Source organism: Pseudoalteromonas sp. PS5 (assembly GCF_004103255.1).
Taxonomy (GTDB): domain Bacteria; phylum Pseudomonadota; class Gammaproteobacteria; order Enterobacterales; family Alteromonadaceae; genus Pseudoalteromonas; species Pseudoalteromonas peptidolytica.
Genome location: NZ_RCSQ01000103.1, coordinates 22,531 through 42,699, shown reverse-complemented (window position 1 = coordinate 42,699; position 20,169 = coordinate 22,531). Strand labels below are relative to the sequence as shown.

At 40.3% G+C, this 20,169-nt stretch carries 17 protein-coding genes; 15 read left to right on the top strand and 2 right to left on the bottom strand.

The features are described 5' to 3' along the window. The first annotated feature begins 19 nt into the window (after positions 1-19). From D9603_RS14080 to D9603_RS14040, 10 genes are all read left to right on the top strand, one after another. Complete coding sequence (locus D9603_RS14080; protein ID WP_125251969.1) at positions 20-322, top strand: hypothetical protein; 303 nt, start codon at positions 20-22, stop codon at positions 320-322. Then, a complete protein-coding gene (locus D9603_RS14075) occupies positions 322-708 on the top strand; it encodes a hypothetical protein (protein ID WP_128731799.1) in 387 nt (128 codons plus the stop codon). The genes D9603_RS14080 and D9603_RS14075 overlap by 1 nt, the downstream gene beginning before the upstream one ends. An 8-nt stretch (positions 709-716) precedes the next feature. Then, positions 717-2,903, top strand: coding sequence for a hypothetical protein (locus D9603_RS14070; protein ID WP_128731798.1), 2,187 nt, complete (start codon positions 717-719; stop codon positions 2,901-2,903). A gap of 35 nt (positions 2,904-2,938) precedes the next feature. Then, complete coding sequence (locus D9603_RS14065; RefSeq protein WP_128731797.1) at positions 2,939-3,634, top strand: hypothetical protein; 696 nt, start codon at positions 2,939-2,941, stop codon at positions 3,632-3,634. Continuing rightward, on the top strand, positions 3,631-3,918 hold the full coding sequence (locus D9603_RS14060) for a hypothetical protein (protein ID WP_128731796.1): 288 nt from the start codon (positions 3,631-3,633) through the stop codon (positions 3,916-3,918). The genes D9603_RS14065 and D9603_RS14060 overlap by 4 nt, the downstream gene beginning before the upstream one ends. Positions 3,919-3,965: 47 nt before the next feature. After that, entirely contained in the window at positions 3,966-4,493 is a 528-nt protein-coding gene (locus D9603_RS14055; RefSeq protein WP_125251965.1) for a hypothetical protein, read from the top strand. A 45-nt stretch (positions 4,494-4,538) separates the two neighbouring features. Further along, entirely contained in the window at positions 4,539-5,240 is a 702-nt protein-coding gene (locus D9603_RS14050) for a hypothetical protein (protein WP_128731795.1), read from the top strand. A gap of 1,400 nt (positions 5,241-6,640) precedes the next feature. Further along, positions 6,641-7,738, top strand: a complete 1,098-nt coding sequence (locus D9603_RS14045; RefSeq protein WP_128731794.1) for a hypothetical protein — start codon at positions 6,641-6,643, stop codon at positions 7,736-7,738. A 241-nt stretch (positions 7,739-7,979) separates the two neighbouring features. Next, positions 7,980-8,150, top strand: coding sequence for a hypothetical protein (locus D9603_RS21675; protein WP_161972755.1), 171 nt, complete (start codon positions 7,980-7,982; stop codon positions 8,148-8,150). A 584-nt stretch (positions 8,151-8,734) separates the two neighbouring features. Then, on the top strand, positions 8,735-9,322 hold the full coding sequence (locus D9603_RS14040; RefSeq protein WP_128731793.1) for a Fic family protein: 588 nt from the start codon (positions 8,735-8,737) through the stop codon (positions 9,320-9,322). Between the two features lie 2,583 nt (positions 9,323-11,905). Here D9603_RS14040 and D9603_RS14035 read toward each other — a convergent pair. Beyond that, entirely contained in the window at positions 11,906-13,327 is a 1,422-nt protein-coding gene (locus D9603_RS14035; protein ID WP_128731792.1) for a hypothetical protein, read from the bottom strand. 237 nt (positions 13,328-13,564) lie between these two features. Next, entirely contained in the window at positions 13,565-15,172 is a 1,608-nt protein-coding gene (locus tag D9603_RS14030; protein ID WP_128731791.1) for a hypothetical protein, read from the bottom strand. A 475-nt stretch (positions 15,173-15,647) separates the two neighbouring features. On the opposite strand from D9603_RS14030, the gene D9603_RS14025 reads away from it, so the two are divergent. From D9603_RS14025 to D9603_RS14005, 5 genes are all read left to right on the top strand, one after another. Continuing rightward, a complete protein-coding gene (locus tag D9603_RS14025; RefSeq protein WP_128731790.1) occupies positions 15,648-16,409 on the top strand; it encodes a hypothetical protein in 762 nt (253 codons plus the stop codon). A gap of 7 nt (positions 16,410-16,416) precedes the next feature. After that, positions 16,417-17,157 carry a hypothetical protein gene (locus D9603_RS14020; protein ID WP_128731789.1) on the top strand — a complete coding sequence of 247 codons (741 nt, stop codon included), beginning with the start codon at positions 16,417-16,419 and terminating at the stop codon, positions 17,155-17,157. A gap of 295 nt (positions 17,158-17,452) precedes the next feature. Then, positions 17,453-17,995, top strand: a complete 543-nt coding sequence (locus D9603_RS14015) for a hypothetical protein (protein ID WP_128731788.1) — start codon at positions 17,453-17,455, stop codon at positions 17,993-17,995. Positions 17,996-18,006: 11 nt separating this feature from the next. Beyond that, positions 18,007-19,044, top strand: a complete 1,038-nt coding sequence (locus D9603_RS14010) for a hypothetical protein (RefSeq protein ID WP_128731787.1) — start codon at positions 18,007-18,009, stop codon at positions 19,042-19,044. A gap of 48 nt (positions 19,045-19,092) precedes the next feature. After that, positions 19,093-20,160 carry a hypothetical protein gene (locus D9603_RS14005; RefSeq protein ID WP_128731786.1) on the top strand — a complete coding sequence of 356 codons (1,068 nt, stop codon included), beginning with the start codon at positions 19,093-19,095 and terminating at the stop codon, positions 20,158-20,160. The last annotated feature ends 9 nt before the right edge of the window (positions 20,161-20,169 follow it).

Here is a 20,169-nt window from a genome sequence, read left to right as displayed (position 1 = left end):
TATGAAGAAGGAGGCAAATATGTCAACCTTGTTTAGTTTTTACCGCGTCAATGTTGTTGCTCTAAAAACGCGCGAAGATGCTTTGTATGTATTGCACGATGCACTATCGGAGCTAAAGGCTGCCATGCTCAGTGAGCAAGGCGTGCCAATCAAAGAGCTAACGCAAGCCATTACGTTCTTACGCCGATTTTATGAGCGTATTGAACGCTTGATCCTTGACGAAGGACATTTGGATTACCGCAAGTTACAGCAAAAGCAACAACAGAGCGTGCTTTTACTGAATGCTATCCAAATCAATAAAACGGTGTTGAGGCGCAAATAATGACGGTGAAAGATGTCAAAACGGTACAAAGTGCAGGCTGGATAAATCAGCTACAAAAACAGATTGAACGCTTCTTACTCAAATCAAATAATGGCAAGGTGCCCGTCGATGTACCAACACACCTAGCACACAAGCTTGAGCACACCAAAAGCAAACAATTCATCGACAGTACAGATGAGATGTCTGCTGAAGACATGGTGGTTTTTGTTCAAGAGCAATACGAGTTATTGAGCTTGTTGCAGCAAGTTGCCACAAATTTTGATGGTAAGTGCCGCTTTAGTGGCATTGACATAGATAGGGAAACAGAACCCCCCTTCCGAACAGGCGCAGAGCAATCGTGTCCATCTTACGATACAGCCAAACCAGAGAACCCAATTAAAAAATAGGAGACGATATGTCTACTTCTGAATTGCGCGTGATGACGAATATGAGAATGTTCGGTCGTTCAGCGCTTAGTTTTGATCAAATTGATTCTTTTCCACTGAACCCTTTTCCTGGGCAATTTGCACTTGTCGAAGGGATCTTATACATATATTCCAAGATCGGCGTAACGCAAACTTGGTTTCCATTAACCAATAAAAAAAGTTCCCATGTCCATTTTCAATCAACTCCCGCTTTCGAATGGACAGTGTCGCATAACTATAACACCGATGAGTATGTGTTTATGGTGTATGACGACAACGGCAATATATTACATGCCAATCCAACCCCTATAGATAAAAACAAGTTTAAATTAAATTTCAGTCATGCGGTGTCAGGTAAAGTAGTGGTATTTATCCATAGCGACTTGGCCATCCCTAGACTGGCAACTGAAGATGGCATTATCGAAATGCTAACCGTTAACCAAATTATTTCTGTTGCACAGGGCAAAGTAACAGCGGATAGCAATGGGTTGATGGTTGACGGAACCGATGTAGGGACAACGCTAACCGATCACGCACAGCACATCGATTCATTTAATGGCATGTTTACCGCCGATTTCGATCACACCAAGGTCATAAAAGACTTATTACCTAATACCGATCAAGAAACTTTAGGTCGAGCTGATCACCCATTTGCCCAAGTACACGCCGCGACTATATCAGCAAATTCAGTCGACACACGCTCTCAAAGTGAAGATCCAGACACACAACAAGGAAAGTTACTTGCTAACCAAGTAGATATTCAAGCGCGGACAACCAGCGCAGGTGTTGCCCCAGCACAAATCATACTGACTGGCTCTGATAAGACGCAGTATCTATTACGTTACGACGAAGCAACTGGTCAATTAAAGTTAATAGATGAAACCGGTGCGCCTCTAGAAATCAATGGCCAGGCATTTACTGGCGCACGTATTGATGTTGTACACGGCGCGCTGGAAAACCTCAATGTCAGTGCTAATACCGTTTTGGGTAGTGGCGCTGCAAACAGCGCTGAAATCAACGCCACAACCACCTTCAATGCACCAGTGAGCTTCTCGGAGCATGCAAGTATTGGCAATGGTGATGACAACGTTAATATCAATTGTGGCGCTGAACAGCTGCTCACCGTGATCAGTAAGTTCTTTAACTTAAACTCAGAAGGCAAGTTAACTGTTAAAAACTTGGTTGTGTCAGAAAACCTAGACGTAGCAGGTACACGCACCGAAACTAACTCGACCAATGTTACCTCTGGTGAGCAATTTATCACGCTATTAGCAGGCACCACTGATGAACCAACCTTGGACGCAGGCCTAAAAATTACGCGTGGTAACTCGGCCAATGCAGCCATTTTATGGGATGAAACACTCAATGCGTGGACACTTGGTGTCGATGGCGATATGCGTGCCATTGTTCGCACAGATGACCTACGCTTGCTCACCGAGCAACAACACCAGCAACTCACGACAGGTGAAAGTACTCACCTACACTATCACGAAGCGGATCGAGATAGAGCAAATCATACAGGTACACAGACGGCACAGACAATTTCTGACTTCGCTCAAGCGGTAGCACAAACTCAGTCAGTACAAAGCAAAGTTGATAATGTACCGGGAAAAGGCCTTTCAACCCATGATTTGACTGATGAACTGATCGATAAAATCAATAGTGCGCTGCAAAGTGTGAAAATGGCTGACATTGCTGATTTACCCGACTTATCAGGTGTGGGGCCACACCCATCAGATGACTTTACCCATGTGGAAGTAGCAAACTTACGTTCAGGTAAAACTGCTACTGGTGAAACCATGCATAAAACATTGGTTTTCGGCGGTGATGAGCCACCACCAAATACAGATGCTGGCATTAACGACATTTGGTTTAACACTGCGGGCGACGCCACTGTTGTTGAGCGGAAAACGGCCGAGGGGTTTCAACCAATTGTCACTATTGCTTCGGAAATGAATATGCAGCACTCAGATGTTGAGTACGTGATGTCTGCATCTATTAAGGAATACATTTTTAAGGTTAATGGTGAGCCACTCACGCTCAAACCCAAATTCCTTACCGTCTACTTGAATCGGAAACTCTTGCGTAAAAGTGAGTACACCATCAACGGGACGCAGAGTATTACGCTAAATATCGATTTATCGGTCGATGATGAAATTGAGGTTGTAACTGCTTAATGCGGTTGAATTCATAGCTTAAGGAGAATACCTAGATGAGTAATATTGATGACCTATTTGTGGTCAGAAAAGGCGGTGGACGCCAGTATTTAAAAGCCAATAAGCGTTACGTTGTTACCCGACAGGGTGCCGTCGTAGAACTGGATACCTCAGATCCATCTTATGCCGCACAGGCAGAAAACCAAGAAGCCCTGTTGTTGCTGGGTGATAAAGGCGATCTGCGTCAACTCGAAACCATTTATCGTAATTTGACAGTGCTCTTCAATGGCTCTGTTCGAAAAGAAGAGATGTATCATATTGAGGCTGGTGCGATATCTTCAGTCAATGCCCCTAACGGCAGCTATGATGCCACAGGTTTAGCCTACCTTAAAAGTGTGCGCTTCAAATCTACGGCCAATACCACGGTAAACTATGTAGTCCAAGGTAGTAATGACGATCACACTTGGCATGACATCTTCGAGGGGAGTGTTACGGTGCCAGAATCAGAGTCAGCATCCGATGAGGGATCTGTCGAACTGATAGCACCACAAGGCATTGCAAAATTTAGGTATTTTCGCGCCAGTGCGCAAGCAGGAGAAGATTTCCGAGAAATCGTTTTTGTTGTAGAGGAAATAGCGAAAAGTAAGTTTCTTCCGTTAGATGAGGCGGGTAAGCTACAAGAACTCAATTCGGAAACATATGATGTGACCTTTTTCGTGCAGGGCGCCCTGATCTATCAACCAAACTATTGACGTTTGTGGTACCTCGTGAACTCTATATTAGAAATAACTGGGGCGGATTTATTGGTTTTGCAGATACTCCACCGGCCGCCCCCTACCCTATCAAAGTACTCATAAATGATGTTGAAAAGGGCACATTTACGGTCGATCCTAACGGCACGACCAGTATGTCAAGCTTGACCAGAACCAAGTTAGTTCCCGGTGATAGAGTGAGCTTACTCACGCCTGCATATGTGGATGCAACCATGGCTGATCTATCTCTTACTTTGGTATTCGATAGACAAGAGTTAGCTTAAATACCGTGCTAGCGAGCGCTAGCACGCCTACTCAAGAAGGAAGTATCATGGAGAGTATAATCAAAGCTCTTTTTAACTGGGCACTTGTTGTAGAGCAAGATGGTTCAATTCGAGTGATGGCGGATGTGTTTTTATCATCAGCGCTTATCATCGGTTTGTTCTTTCTATATCGCTACAAAATGTCTCCGTTATTTAAACAAATTGAACAAGCACTCCCCGCTTGGGTTGAGCAAACCAGTACGTTCAACGAACTGACTAAAGCGCATAGAGAAACCGCTAAGCGACTTGAGCATATTGTTGAATTAATGAAAGATCTTGATGCGGATCAACTCAGATTTCATGAGGATGTTAGATCATTTATCAAGTCGCACCCAGACGCTTTAGAGCAGCTCTCCTCCGCCACCGTTAATCAACATAACGAAACGCAAAAAGAAGTACGAGACTGGCTTGATAACATCGTGGACAAAACCCAAAACAGTAGCCACCAATTAGCGACAATTCAAACTGAGTTGAGAAACATTTCAGCGCTCCTAGTCGCCGCATCAGCCGCTCGTTACAACAAACCGTTAAATTAACCTCAGCCCACATCAGTGGGCTGCATTCTATCAAGGGAAAATACAATGCATGTAGCACCAAGTACACATCATAAAAAGCTTGCATTTAGAATGAATTCATCCAAGTGGATTGAAACATTTAAATCAAACCAAACTTTCTCACTGAATGAAATGGTCAGCTACGAACCTCCTTTTCATATTGAAAGCCAAGAGTTATTAATGTCTTTATATGACAAATGGTTTAGTTGGTTGCTCGACTTAGAATCTGAACTTAGCCAAGTTGATCAATGTGATGGCACAGTAAGGCAGCAGATAAAGATTGCCACAGAGCAACTCAAAAATACGCTATTGAGTGAATGGGAAGTAAAAACCAGCGCACAATATTTACTGTGGCAACGAGTCTATTTCAATGCACTTGATGCGTTTGTCAGCCAGATCAGTGCAATCTCTCAGCCAGATCCCGAAACTGTCTTTTCTTACTGCGCCGAGCAATTGCTTGGATTCATGCAGCATACCCTATTAATAATGCACGAAATTGACACAATCATGAATCAGCCAAACAAGCGTCATTTCGTTTCACTAGACGATTATGGTTGCTCAGTGTATCGACAACAAGGCAAAGATCTTGTGAGTGCAAGGCTACAAGCATATCGACATAACATCGAAATCGATCAGCTTGGTGAGTGGGAGGTAAAACACTATAACAATATCGACGTACCTAATGATATGCATTGTCAATTACAAAGCATACTAGATCAACAGCCATAGCCATCATTTTGAAGTGTTAACGAAGAAGAAAAGTAAGCAATATAGGCTTGTGGATAAGCGATCATTTACCACTGATCCATGTGATTACCCACCACTGATTTATCAAAAAAATCAGTGGTAAAACAGCTGAAAAATTAAGCTTGCTGTGGATATTGACCACTGATCAATATGAAATTTATAAAAAAATCTGTGAATAAAGAACCTAATTCTGTGGAAAATTTGTGGAAATAAAATCAGATAAAAAACACAGCCACTGATTCTAATGATTGGTAACCACTGATCTGAAAGGATCGAAACCCCTGATCTTAATGATTCAAAATTCCTTAAAACCTTTTATAATATAATAACTTACTAACAACCTAACCTTAACTAACCAGATCTAACCTATAGATCTAAGTAGATATAAAGATCTTTAATCTATATTAACCACTAGAAATTCAAAGTTCCAAACTTGCTGTTTTTACAAAAAATAAGTTTAACAGTTGCGGTCAATAAAACGCCCTTCACTGCTTACTAAATACGTACTGACGAACTAAAATTAATCAATAAGAACAGGGAAAGTCTAAAGTAGTTATTTTTAAGTGTAAAAATTATCAATTAAAACATAAGCTTAAAAGTTTAAATCAATAAAATAAGTGGTAGATAAGTAAATCACCTTAATCATCAAAATCAGAGGTTATGATTAGTGCTAACAAAGACTAATCAGTCAAATCAAGGGTCTAAGTTGATTTTACTGATCAGTAAAATCCATTTACTGCTCAAAATGGGGGATTTAAACGATCAATCAAATGAGTGTAATCATAAAAATCATAGGTGTTACACGATTTGAGTGATCAATAAAATGAGTACAATCATTAGAATCAGTGGTTGAGTTGATTCTAATGATCATAAAAATCAATGTAATCAATAAAATCAGTGGTACGAAAACCTTTAAAAATCGCTGTAGTATCAAATAATCATTGGAATCATAGGTCAGCTGATAATGGTGAGTAATCAATGAAATCATAGCAATCATAAAAATCAGCGGTAAAGTCTAAATTCTATAGCTCAAGAACAACGAAAAGTTCACCACTAAAATTTTAACTGTATGATTATTAATGAAAAATTCACTTTGATATCATTAAACAGGAGAAACGCAACGTCATGCAAAATCTCACGGACCTCTGATCATAGTGATTATTTTTAACCTGAACCACTGATCTCTTTGATTATTTTTATAAAGATCCTAATTTTTGTTAAAATTAATATCTCGATAACACATTAATTATCAACCACTTATGTTGTATTAATCAGATAGATCAGAGGTTATGCCCGTCGCTTGCGAATATGACTTTTTTGCGGCAAACTCAGTCCAATATCCCTACGCGCTGTTCTAAACTAATCAAATGAGGATCATGATAATGTCAAGTAAAGAGATCACTCGAGATGATTTTATCAAAGCTGAGTCTGAAAAAACTGCCCTCTTCGGTATGGTTAACCAACGAACTGAAATTGACTATGCAAATGCAGTTGAGTTTTTAGCGTGTATTCCTCGTTTTTTGCGTAAAAAAAAGAATTGGGCAAGATTTTCAGAAGTCGACACCGCTGTCGTAAAATTTGAAACTACCCATGACAATATTGATTACGAAATCCAAATGTCACCAGCAACCATTGAGCGCAAAGGTAAAGATGGTGATACAGAAGAAGTTTTTATATGGCCTGGAGATAGGGAAGAAAAAGTTGAAGCAGCGATCATGCGTATAGCATCCGATGGTGGTTTACTTCAAGCAAATGGTCGATACCAAAGAGATGATAATAGACCGGTTTATGGGTGTTACTTCTCTGTACATAGAATACAAAAAGAGCTCGAAAAAATAGGCAAGAGCGCTCATCCTGATGATATTAAAGAAGCCATTGAAGTGATGAGTAAAAGTGCGTTGCAGATCAGAAGCTTGTCAGGTAATGGTCAAGATGTTCAGGAGTTTAGCTCTGCAGTTTTTCCGCAAAAATATATCTCCGGCAAAGCCACTGGCCACAGGGACGATAAATGCTATGTAACATTTCATCCACTGCTCAATGCTGCAATTGAAGCGATGCGTTATCGTCCTTATCAATTTGCACAAGTAGAGATGCAAAAAGGACTATCTCGTTATATTCACATGAGACTGATGATGCGATTTACCTATGCTGCTGCGGGAAAAACATACTCCTTACGCGTGCGAAAGCTATTGAATGATTACGGAAAACTACCAGCCAGTGAAGTAATATCTCGTGCTCAACTAAATAACTGTGGTCGGGATGTTAACTCTGCATGCAATAAGCTAGTTGATTCTAAGGTGCTGCAAAAATTCACTAAAACAGCTATTCGTAAAGATGGGGAAATTGTTGATTACGAGATCACTTTTTATCCTCATGAGGAGTTTAATGCTGCTCAGTTACAAAATAATAAACTTAACAAAATGGTACAAGCGACTGGAAAAGTTCAATCTGAAACCGTGATTGAGCATAAAGAATTATAGTTATTGTACAATAACCAATTTCTGTATGAGCTCATCTTTTGCGTTCTGATCAAGGACTCACCTACCCTTTCTTGACTCACTAAATAGTAAAAATTAAAATGCGGTGCATGTTAGTTTGTCTTAAAGTGTGGTTCGACTTTACATTCTACCATGACGAAATGAGACTTAAGAGTAGTGATGCACACTACATTGATTGAAGATTACTTACCGGAGGGAGATTATGGGCGAGCAGTGTAAGAATATGAATTTAGTAGGTTCGAATGCTGATCTACACAAAGGAACTACACTTCTTCGAAAAAACGCTAAAGACTGTGATAAAGTGAGCCAAGATGATAATGACTTTATTTCTTGGGTACTTGCTGATTTATCATTAGATGTTGATGTACCATCGCGTTATAAAATGAACCAATAAACTTAATTGATTATAAGTAAATAGTATGTGCTTGGGCTTTTAAATACCTGAGCTTACTGAGTTCAGAGACGGGCTACCTTTTAAAAAGGCGTTGCTTGTCGTAGTGGTTAAATTACCTCTTTTGCTACCCGTTTTTATTCACCTACAGATCTCACTTTTTCCAGATATCGCAAAGAGTCTAAACAAATTAACTACTACCCTGCTCTATTATTTAATTCAGATAACTTTCTTTCGCACTGAAAGAGTGTATGGCAAAAAGTCTTTCGATTGTGTCGTCATATTTATTTTAGCTGAGATGATAGCAAGCCAAGAAATAAAGTTATGTAGTTAGTCTTAACATGTGCCAAGTGACCTATCACCTCGTTTAAGGGCATAGGTGCAAACCTTGGCATAACTATGTCGCTACGTTATACTTATACGGCTTTAGAAGGGGGAATTTATGGCTGTTACATCGGTAAAAAAAACAGAAAATGTGCGAACGTTCATACCTAAAATGAGCAACTTTGAAATTAGTTCTAAATACGAAGGACTGAGTTTTAAAAAGGAAGACTTAAGCAAGTCGATCGCTGATCTAAAAGCAAAGTATGCGAGATAAATATGGTGTTGCACAGGATTGCTACTGCTATCCTGGATCTGATGTACTAATTAATAAGCTTAATATTACGAATGCAGATGAGTTATCAGAGGCCGAGTTAGAATTTACCGCTTTTAGATATAGTGAATACTCATCTACCCTAAACTCTCTTGACGAGTTTAATTTAAATCACCTAAAGCACCTCCATTGGTATTTATTTCAAGACGTGTACGCTTGGGCTGGTGAAATCAGAACAGTTGATATTTCCAAGGGAGATACCCGGTTTTGTACTTGTTCTCGTATCGACGTTGAAATAAAAAAGCAGTTCCAACAAGTTCAAGCATTGAATATACATGCAGCTAAAGCAGAAATTTTGGCTCAACTCGCAGACGTATACTGTGAATTAAACATTATTCACCCATTTAGAGAAGGGAATGGTAGAGCTCAGCGTTTCTTCTTTGAGGAACTATTATTCTTTCTAGATATGCCTGCTAATTGGCCCGACATATCAAAGGATGAATGGGTCAAAGCAAATATCGATGGCTATTATGGAAATTTAAATCCCTTACACCACATCCTCATACTCGCTACTCAATAGTTTATTTAATGTTGAAATAGCATAAGGGATGAATGAACTTGGTACTATGACTCAATTATCAGTATTTACTCATTCACTCCATACTTAAAAAATTTAGTATCATAAAGGTTACCCTTAAAGTATCAACTGCCAACAATGTGTTTGGCGACGCTTAGGAGATAATACTTTTTGAGTCTGAGCTACTAGTTTAATGGTAAGTTATAAAACTCGTTTCATTAAGAAAGCTATTTTGAGGTGAGAAATCTTGTCAACAATGCCATTGCCGCGCTCTGCTATCGTCAATGTACTTGCACCCTTCTCTTCCTCTGGCTATCAATTCGAAATGACTTTACGTTGAGCTTGTTATAGTACTCACTATTTTAACTGTGTTAGTTGGTTTTTATCTAGTTTATGTTAACCTGATTGAAACTGGTTTAGACAAGCTTAATAGACGTGCTTATATCATTACTGCTTGTATTTTGAGAGAGCCACCCTACTTTGGCGTAATGCTTAGATCTTTGCTATGTACCCTACTCTCATCATTCTATGGAATTTCTATGTGCTTGGCGGTTGCTAATACCGGCTCAGTGGATAAGCAAAAGTGGTTCTATGAGATCAATTTACTGTTCGTTTATATGAACTGTGTATCGTTGAAGTTCTACTTTATGGCTCGGTCGAGTATGGAACTAAATATTACTCATGCGTACTATCAACGTACCTAGACTTAGGCTGAACTCTTTATTAAGAAAACGTACCAATGGTACATTTCCATTTCTTTAGTTCGTTTCTTTCGAGCACGCGGCTAACAACCATAGAAGTCTAACTACATTGATTTACCAATTAACTATAAAAAATTGGTGTACCATTGGTACACTTATTTTTGGAGTCAGTGCCAAATCCATTTAAATAGAGTTATCGTTTGAACGACGTCACCCAGTGTGTAGAAGTATACAAAGAAATCAGCAACGTACCATTGGTACACTAATTTTTGGAGTCAGTGTCAAATCCATTTAAATAGAGTTATCGTTTGAACGACGTCACCCAGTGTGTAGGGCATACAAAGAAATAAGCAACGTACCATTGGTACACTCAATTTTAGTGTCAGTGTCCAACCTATTGAAATAATATTGGCTACTTAACGACTTCATCCCATGTGTAGATGTTTACAGAAAAATAAGTAGCGTACCATTGGTACACTAATTTTTGGAGTCAGTGTCAAATCCATTTAAACAGAGTTATCGTTTGAACGACGTCACCCAGTGTGTAGGGCATACAAAGAAATAAGCAACGTACCATTGGTACACTCGATTTTATCGTCTGCGCTAAACCTATTGATATAGGATTGTCTTCGATATGACTTTATCCTGCATTTGGACATATACAAAGAAATAAGCAGCGTACCATTGGTACACACTATTCAGGCTTGCTATAAGTAGTGGGAAAATAAATAGATAAGCATGGATAGCTTATCAAAATACACGATAAAAAGTTCGACATTGAGATCCATATCCCTTATAGTCTTCGCGGAGTTTTATACCTAAAAACTTGAAATAAGTTTGTAAGATAGTGAGTGACACCCGACGTTTTATGCGTCGGGTTTTGTTTATGGGGTCAGAATATTGCTATGCTTTTTGACATCGCGACACAGAATCAAGGTACTAAAAACCAATTTCTAAATTCCCTCTTGATATATCATTTTTTAAAAAATAATGCTGTACCAATGGTACACTTTATTTTTAGAAACAGTTAAAACAAAGTAATGCTACCTCGTTTAATCAAGTTATTTATTTTAACGCGAGAAAACTTTTTGGCCGATAACACCTTTACCCCCCAAAGTACCTACACCTACATAGATAATGCAACGACAAGAACTAATATCTTAGAAAATGTAGATAATAATCTGGCTGTTTTACTATGCCTACACTTAACGAGTTTGTATGACTAAGTGACCGAGCTAAATAAACAAGTTTAAGTACTGGGTTAAGAACTAAGTGCATTTAGCAATACAAAGGGCGTATGCCAAAGATTAAAAAAAACCATGGTTGGAATAGGCACAATCTTAGCCGTCACTTTTTACCGTGTTATTGATAAAACTTTTATAACGGCTGTTATTTATCTGCATAGCTCTGCTTAGTCGCTAAACAGTATACAGCGGAAGATAACCCCTAAGTTAACAGGGTAGAGTAAGTGGGTAAAAAATTTACGTAAGCGATTGCCATTTAACAAATCCGTAGTGGCTTCAGCCAATAAGATTGCAAGAATGGTATGGGCGATGGTTGTGAAAAAGAAGCGTTTGAGTTTGCTTAAAATAAATAATCACAAGCAAAACGAAAAAAGATTGCAATGCAAAACTGGCAAAGCTAGATATTGATGAGAGCCGCTCTATTAAAACCTGATAATACCAAGAGCCTGACTGAATATGCTTGATGAAGAGAGTTTGGGTTGTAATATGAGGAAACTGAGCATTTCGCTCGTAAAAGTCAACATGACTATTACAAAGCGATGAGTCACATTATGTGATGCGTAAGATGTGATAAAGTTTAGATTAGTAAGAGAGGGAGTTATAAGCCGTGTCAGCGCGACAGACGCGCTGAATTAAATAGACTACTTTGATGTGAATCGGCCAAAAAGCGCTTGCTCTGTAATTGATGGTGTTCCTTTGCTGATGATCCAAATAGGGTCAATTCTTGCACCTAACTGGTCGTCTACTGTTCGGTCATTGATCCTTGCTCCAATGGTTCCGATATATCGAGCAAATTGACATTTATGAACTATCGCATCTATCGCACTATCAACAAAACGAATAGGCTCACTACGCTTGGAACCTCTTAAATCACCCATATCTAAGACCAGTACACCGCCTTCCTCGAGCATGTGCCAAGCATTAACAACAGCTTTAACTAAGAAGTGATCAATAAACGCATTTTCAGTTTTGTACCTTTTATATGCTTGACTCTCTTCATCAGTATATCTCTCATCGTGAAATGGAGGAGGGCAGAAATACAGTAAATCAGCTTTTTCTTCAAGTATTTCGTACTTAAACGATTCTGCTTGTGCATTATATAATTCAACTTTTTTACTGCGTTGCTTCAATTGTTTATGCATTAGATTACCAGCCTGAATAACTCTATTATCAGGATCAATACCAACAAAGCGTTTAGGGTAAGGGCTGGCTTCAAATCCCAGTAATCTATCTCCCCATCCCAAGCTCATATCGATCACTGATTTAGGTTTAAAGTAGTGAAAAATTGCTTTCGCTACTGCTGGCCTGTACTGTGCGGCAATATAACGTCTTGTGCCTAGCGCCTTGCGTATAACATGTCTGTCAATGAAGGGCGTATCTTGATCCAAAATGTGATTAAATACGGCACGTCTTGACTCTTGGTCATTCCAACTATCTGTAGCGGAGCCTACACGACTTCCTTTGCATGTAAAGCGGATTGCTTGAAAGTACGGATCTGTCGCTCTGCTACCGGTGTTATCAACATCAATGGTTAATAGTGAAATAGGATGCTGGTAGCTCATACGCGCGTGGTTATAATTAACATGAAGTAAACTGCCTGCATCGAGAGCTTTTAGCGCCTGAAAGTCATCCCAAGCTTGCTCTTTGCTAGTCATGCGGTAGGGCACATCTATATTATTTTTCTCAACCAGTTCATTGAGTAAAGATACAAGAGCGGGTCGCTTTAGTTTTCGTTTCAGTAAGCGCCATTCATCCTTACCTATATTGATATGATTGTCACTACCTAGGTATTGTGGCATAAATGCTTGTTCAGTTGGTAACTGTGTTGTTACCTGGTCGTGCATTATTGAACCTTTAGTCCTGCGCCTGGAGATTTGTCTATTAGTGTGCTCTTGATTATTTATATCACTACGTTCACTGGATAAGTGACGGCGGCGAGGTCGACTTTGCACCTCATCAGTATTCAACGCACTTGTTTGATTCTCTTCTTGGTTTAAACGAAGAGAGCGACGTCGATGTCGTTTTTCCAGCGCTGAAGATCCTTGTTTATTATCATCACCCATAAAAACTCCAAGACTCAGTTTATTCGATATTTATAAGCTTAAACTTCAGGCTTTCTGTGTAAAAACGCAACGTATAGCAGACCTGAGAGTAGGGCGGTATCTTGCCACGGTAATGCCTAGGGTGCAATCATTTAGGCATTTCACTTATGACCTTACTTATGGATCCTAAGGTACCTTTATTAATTTAAAAAATAAATTAGCTTGAGAGTGATACAAAGGCCAACTAACTAAACACATTCAAATATCAGGTATCGGAATATCACAATGAACACTTAATAAGTTAACGGAGGATTGCTGTGCAGGCTCTTTCAAAACATTATTACCGCTTCGCGATTTAGGGGGGGTTATAAAGAACCCGAGCGAATGAGACGAATAGTGTTGAGCCTTGAGTAATTCTTTTAGTTGTATCGGACGTTTTTGCTGTACAGTCTTAATGACTTTATTCCAGTGTCTATAAATTGTAGCTCTGGAAATCTGGCAGTGGTTAAGCAGGACGTTGGGGGTAAGAGACGTTAAGGTGTAACCGGCTTTACATAACCTCAGCACTAATTCCACCAAGGTATTTAACGTAGTACTTGCTCTCGCTTTACTGACTTTTTTAGCGCTGATAGATTGGCGACGTTGTTGCTCTGCTGGACTCAACTTTTCTCGACTCTTTAGCTGCACACTTAAGGGGAGTTCTAATTCGTCGGTCAGTATGTCGTTGAGCCGTTTAAGTGTGTATCGGTATACTGTTTTTATTGAGCTTGATAGGTACGCGCTTAACTGCTGCCCAGTAAAGCCGATATACTTATCATTGATCTGAATAATCTTGTCCCATGCAGTTTGTGGAGCCATTATCCGACGATAAATATTGTACAAGTGGAATAGCGTTAAATCGCGTTTACCTTTAACCACTTGCCCATGTCGGTGTAAGTACACCTCCCAATCTTTTGCCAGTTTAGCCAGTTTGTCAGCCGCGGGATCTCGCGCAATACTATTACAAACCTTGGGAGTTCTTATATGATGCGCTTTCATTGCTTTAGAGGGCGGTGCGGTGACAGCGTCCGTTGTAATTGGCACTTTAAACCCTAGCTTTTTTCCTAGCATTTGTAAGCTTGTCACAGGTCCTCCTGTGAGGTAGAGCACTTCTCGCGCGGTTTTGTTATGTTGGCTACCCGGCATACGCATTAATCTAGAAGGGTCGTTTGATGCCCCATGGTCGACTTTCCAGTCGTTGTAGCCTAATTTAATACGCCAGGTTTCAAGCTTTTTGCCTAACTTTGCGGCTATATCTTTCCAGCGTTTTAAGAGTGTGAAACGATGGGTTTTGTTCTGTACCAGCTCAGGCTGATCATAACGCCAGTACAGATGAACGCCACCTGAGCCTGTTAACACCCAGTTAGTTGGTGCTGGTAAATTCGATGCACCTAAACAGTCTGCAATTTGCTGATATATTTCCCATGATTGATTGGCTGTGAGTGGAGTATGACCTGCGGTATCAATTTCTAACCAATGAGCTGTCAGCCCTTTTATATTTTGTGTATTTCGCCAATCAAAAAACAAGTTGGGGGTTAGATAACATGCTGTTGTTTCTGTTTTATGTGTCGCTTGATACGCCCAAGCTAAATACTCTTGCCGTGAAATCCGCTTTTTTCGACGAGTCTCATAAGTTGGTTGCCCACATGGTTTGAGATCAGAAACTTTATTGTCAGACAGGCGTGCTCTAGCAAACCAGCGTAGCGCTTCCTCTTTACCAATATGCCAGTCTACGTCAAATTGTTTGTTGGACGATAGATAGTAGCGAGTTGCGCGCGCACTTGTGCCAGCGTAAACGGAGGCTACAAGAACCTTGTCACGTATCATGGATAAGACCTGTCTGTAAGATATTTAATATGCGATGAGCAAACTATCGCGTCTCTGTATTAAGGTCAGTATGCTATTCTTAATAGGCACTAAAAATCAAGAAGAAAAAGCCGTTTTTTAAGGACTTGTTGTATTTATGAGCGATGTATCGATTGCACGTATAATTATTGTTCTAATTGTTAGTTTTTTATTATTGTACAATATTCTTAAGCCGTACTAAATTATATCCCAAGCTAACACATCATACTGCTAATTTAGGTCGTTGCATCCCATCTCGTTGTGATTATTTATGAATAGGCTGTCATATGTTTATTTTTATTGTACAATAACTTTTCATTTGAGTGCATTACATTTGTTTATCGTAGAATTAAGTAGCACAAGTATGATGTGCTTATGTTAGTAACTAGGGTCTAGCATGACGCTATTAAATAACTTGTTGTGAACTGTTATTCAGATATAACGCCTAGGAGACTATATGGCTGATAGCTATGAGGTATCATCACTTTTACCTGATGACACGTTGCGCCAGATCTTACACGGTTGGGGCTGTCCAGCATTTGCAACGCCTTCGAATGCGAATGTAGCAAATACAGCACAAAGGCAGTATTTTGTACATTTATTTTGTGGCCGCATCCCTACTCAAAGTGAGGTTTTACACGGCACATTTATTGACAGAGTAGGAGATAGCCATCGCGATATGCCGCTTACGCTGGAGCAGCGCTATTTAGGTAGCTTTAACGTTGCGACGGCTGTTGGTGAGAGTGTCATAAATAAAAGTGTCAAATCGACAGGTCGTATATGGCCAGAGCAGGTATCTATCGCTTCAAGTTATACTGCCTTGTCACCGCTTCCCGTTGCATCAATGGCTACGCAGTCTTGGATGTTAGATTGGTCTTTTAAATCAACTAAAACGCTCGTGCTGTCAAATGGGAATCTCGGGTGGCTTAGCCAAGAAGCGCTGTCTGGAGGGTTAAATACCACTGGGGCGACTTGGTTTTATATTTCGGAGAGCGAAAACCGACCTCGCTGGAAAACACGAGTTGTACAAAACCCACACTCATTGGATAACACTGCAGTGATAGAATCTTTGCATGTTGATATGCAAACCAGTGCGTTACCTCTAATTGTCGGAAATGTGGGTGCGATGGGCACTAACTCAGATCTTGAACTGATTTCAGGCGCAACCGGGTTTAATTCACATATCCGGATGGCTGGTTTACGTATAATCACAACTTAGGAGCACAATGATGGCGATAATGTTAAATCCCATGCTTGTCTACCAGTCAGAGTCGATGAATGAGGCGACGCAGGGCGCGTTTAAACAAAGTGATCCAAATATTGCATTGACACGACAATTAGAAAACAAGCCGGCCATGCTGGTCATTACAGACGAGAATGATACGGTATTACTTACAACTGTAGGTGAAACCCATTGGAACATGTCTCAAGAAAGACAAGGAAATGAGCATGATTTAAGCGGGTTTTATTTTTATGAACAAATGTCAGAACAAGCTCAGCAGCCCGTGCTGAGCCAGTACAATACCCCCATTAAGCCCGTCCTTCCTACGCTTGTGTTTACGTCTAATGCGGTGTCAGCGGAGCGGATCCTAGCAAAAGGAGTCGCGACAAAATCCTATTTAGTTGTTGATAATAAAGAGTACTTTAGTAAAAAGGTGGCGCTGGGGTGGCATGATGCTCTATTCAACGAAGGGCAATTTAATCGAGCGCTAAGCGACTTACCTACCTTAGAACTGAGCATTGGAGAGATAAGTGCGTATACAGACGTAAGACTCACCGAGCTTGAACTTGACCCTGATAGCCACACAGTACATGTTGCGGGCAAAGCGCTCCATATTTGTTTTAGAAATTTGTTGAGTGACTGGACGCAAACAAATACAGAGCTTAAAGCGTTGTTGTCTACCATAGCTGAGCTGGGTGTTGACCAATCAAGCATTGATGCGCAATTGGCTGATACTGATCTGTAATATCAGTTAAGCATTTTTAAAGAGTAATACCAATTTGACTTAATACTTGCTCAATTTGAAGGAGTAAATTTGACGCTAACAGCGTTAAAAGTTTCTTATTTAGAGCAACTAAATAGCAAAGTTTTGCCTGGTTATCTACATAGATCTAAATCTCTTGCCGACAGCAGGTTTCGGTAGCGGTGCTACCAAAAAAGCTTTCTTGGTTCAAAACAAACCTAGTAGTTAGGCGGGTATGTATAGAATGACATTTAGGGCTGAGGGTAAAGGCCAGTAGCACTATTTTTAGGGGAATACGGTGATAACAAACTACTCAACGGTTTTAAAAACTTTGTTGTTTTTAAATCACTCCAAACGCAGATTAATGCTTTTTTCAGGGGCATTACCAGCTTTTGACATGGGACTATCAGAAGAGGACATGTTGCAGGTTTTAAAAGCACGTAGCAGTGATTTCATCGCGACGTATGAGTTAATTCCAATTTTATCTGGTAAATCTCTGTCTTACACCGATTCGGTAGAGTATGGAACGCCTAATTGGAACAAATCTGCATTAGTCACAAACCTTTTATACAGCCAAGCTAATGATGAAGCGTCATTATCTCACAAAGTGGCTAGCAAGCTTTATAGTGCGAGCGAACCGTTGCCAATACCAACATGGTTTGCTGTTCTTGAGGGTGACTGGGAACAGGTGGAAAATGTAACCGGTGGCATCGAGTTTTTAGGCTCAGTTGGTGTCGGCGATACTGTTTCTAGCAAGGACTTGCTGGTGATAACTGAGAGTTATGATCAAGGGCAGGCGCCAGATCCTGTCAATATGTTACCTGTAAGAGTTCCCTTATAAGGAGTATATTCATGACCGCTGCCCACTACTGGATTAGCAGCCAAATGCTAGTCAACTGTCTCAGTGAATATCTGCCAACATTTAAAGGCTCAAGCTGGTCTAGTGACCACAATGAAGGCGCGTTGTTTTTACTCGATAGCAGAGAACCTGAAGCCCTTGCAGCATATTTACGCCATCAAAATGGGCTAAGTAAAACGCAGGTTAATAATATGCTCACGCAACCATCGAAACCAATGGGCTGGCGTGATCGCGCACAAATAGCTATCGATGGTTCTGGTGGCATTACGTTTTCTTGGCCTGATGCACAGCGCTACCTTTGCTACCCTCCGCAATTGGAAGAAGGGGAGGTTAAGTCATTTGCTTTTTTAATGAGTAATACTAGTGATAGGGCTACGTTAGATAGCCAGCTGAGCGTTCGAACTCATATTTTTTTCGTGGGTTCAGTTGGTGCGAAAGGAAGTGGTGCCGAGCTGGAAATTGAAAAGGTCGATGAATATAAAAATGGTCGACCCTTGTATGTACCAGATAATAAAGTAACTACACCATTTAATATTTATAACACGCATATTGACCGTCTGAATGTACCACAGCCGCTGTCTTTAATTGGAACAAATGGTATTCGTGTGGCTAATTGCTCAACAAATCCAAGTAGCAATTATTGGCGTCCATTTAAGGTTGGAGGTGTTTGGGGGACTACGGCGGCCTCTGGTGGCAGCTATGTTAAAGTTGATTTCAAAGAGCCGCAAAAAGAAATTACAGGCTTGTTTGTTGAAGGTCAGCTTAATTGGCGTTATCGCTTACCAAGGATAATCAAGGTCTTTTATACATTGGCCGATGGTGTTGAGCGAACAGGTCCCACATTTGATAATACAGGTTCAAATGGTATTGTTACCCTTACATTCCCAGATCCCCTAAAAGGCGTGGTCAGCATGCGATTTGAACTGATCGAATCACTTGCTAAAGACAAAGTCTATAACCGTTGGTCAGGTCATTACAACTACTACTATCACATCGCGATAGAGCAAATGGTTGTACTAGGTTGTGTTTAGCACGAACTTGGTTGCCTATTTCCGTGTTATACCAAGAATGGAGAGATTATGGGATCCACATATTATTGGATAAATAAGCGCAAGCTAGGAGCTGATTTAGCTTCATACTTACCTACTTTCACAGGTACGGCTTGGGGAGGTACCTCAGATCATGGGGCGCTCTTTTGTTTCGATGCTAGGCCTGTTGAAGCACTAGCGGATGAGTTGAGGTTAGAAAATGGTCTTAATGCGGCTCAAATCAATGCTATGTTAGTATCTGGGTATAAGCCTGTATCGTACAGGCAGATGCCTGAATTAGTCGTCAGTGACAACGGTAAAATATCATTTATTTGGCCACAAGAAACGAACCAAGCGATTTATCCACTACAGTTAGAAGCGGGGCCCGTTCAGTCATTTTTTTTACTGATGACAAGGGTAAGCCCGTATGCTTCAGTTGACTCCAACTTAAGTGCTAGGGCTTACGTATTTTTTGCAGGCACAGTCGGTGGCAAAGACTCTGGCGCCGATTTGGAGCTTGAGGAAATCTCTGAATATGAGGTAGGAGGCGCGCTTTTTATGGAGAATAATAGCATCGATATGCCATTTTTCATCCATCAGCCCCATGCCGATAAAAGTACTCATCCACAGGCATTATCTTTACCTGGTACTAATGGTATGACTACCAGAGATTATCAAGGTGTAAATAATTCGGGGCCATTGTATAGTGGAGCACCGCGTGGTATATCAACACCACCTTATTCTGCGTTTCAAAGAAATTTGTGGCTTTCAAGTGCTTTAAATGGTCATTTGCAGGTTAACTTTGAAACCATTCAGCGCTCTATTTCTGGAGTGTATATTGCGGGACAGATAGGGCGACGTAACCGTTGTCCAAAAAAGATAGAGTTTATTTGTATTGATGCTCAGGGCGTATGGCACAGTGTCCATACATTTGTCATTCAAGGTACACGAGGAATTGAAACTCTATATTTACCAGAGCCGGTAAAAAATGTGAAAGGTGTGCGCTTGAAGTTTAATGATGTATTGAATCCTGATTCACATAAAAACCGTTACGGGCCTGGACGAATTTTCACCCGTACAATCGGTATCAGTGATATTCGTGTTCTAGGTGTTGTATAAGGCTTTGCC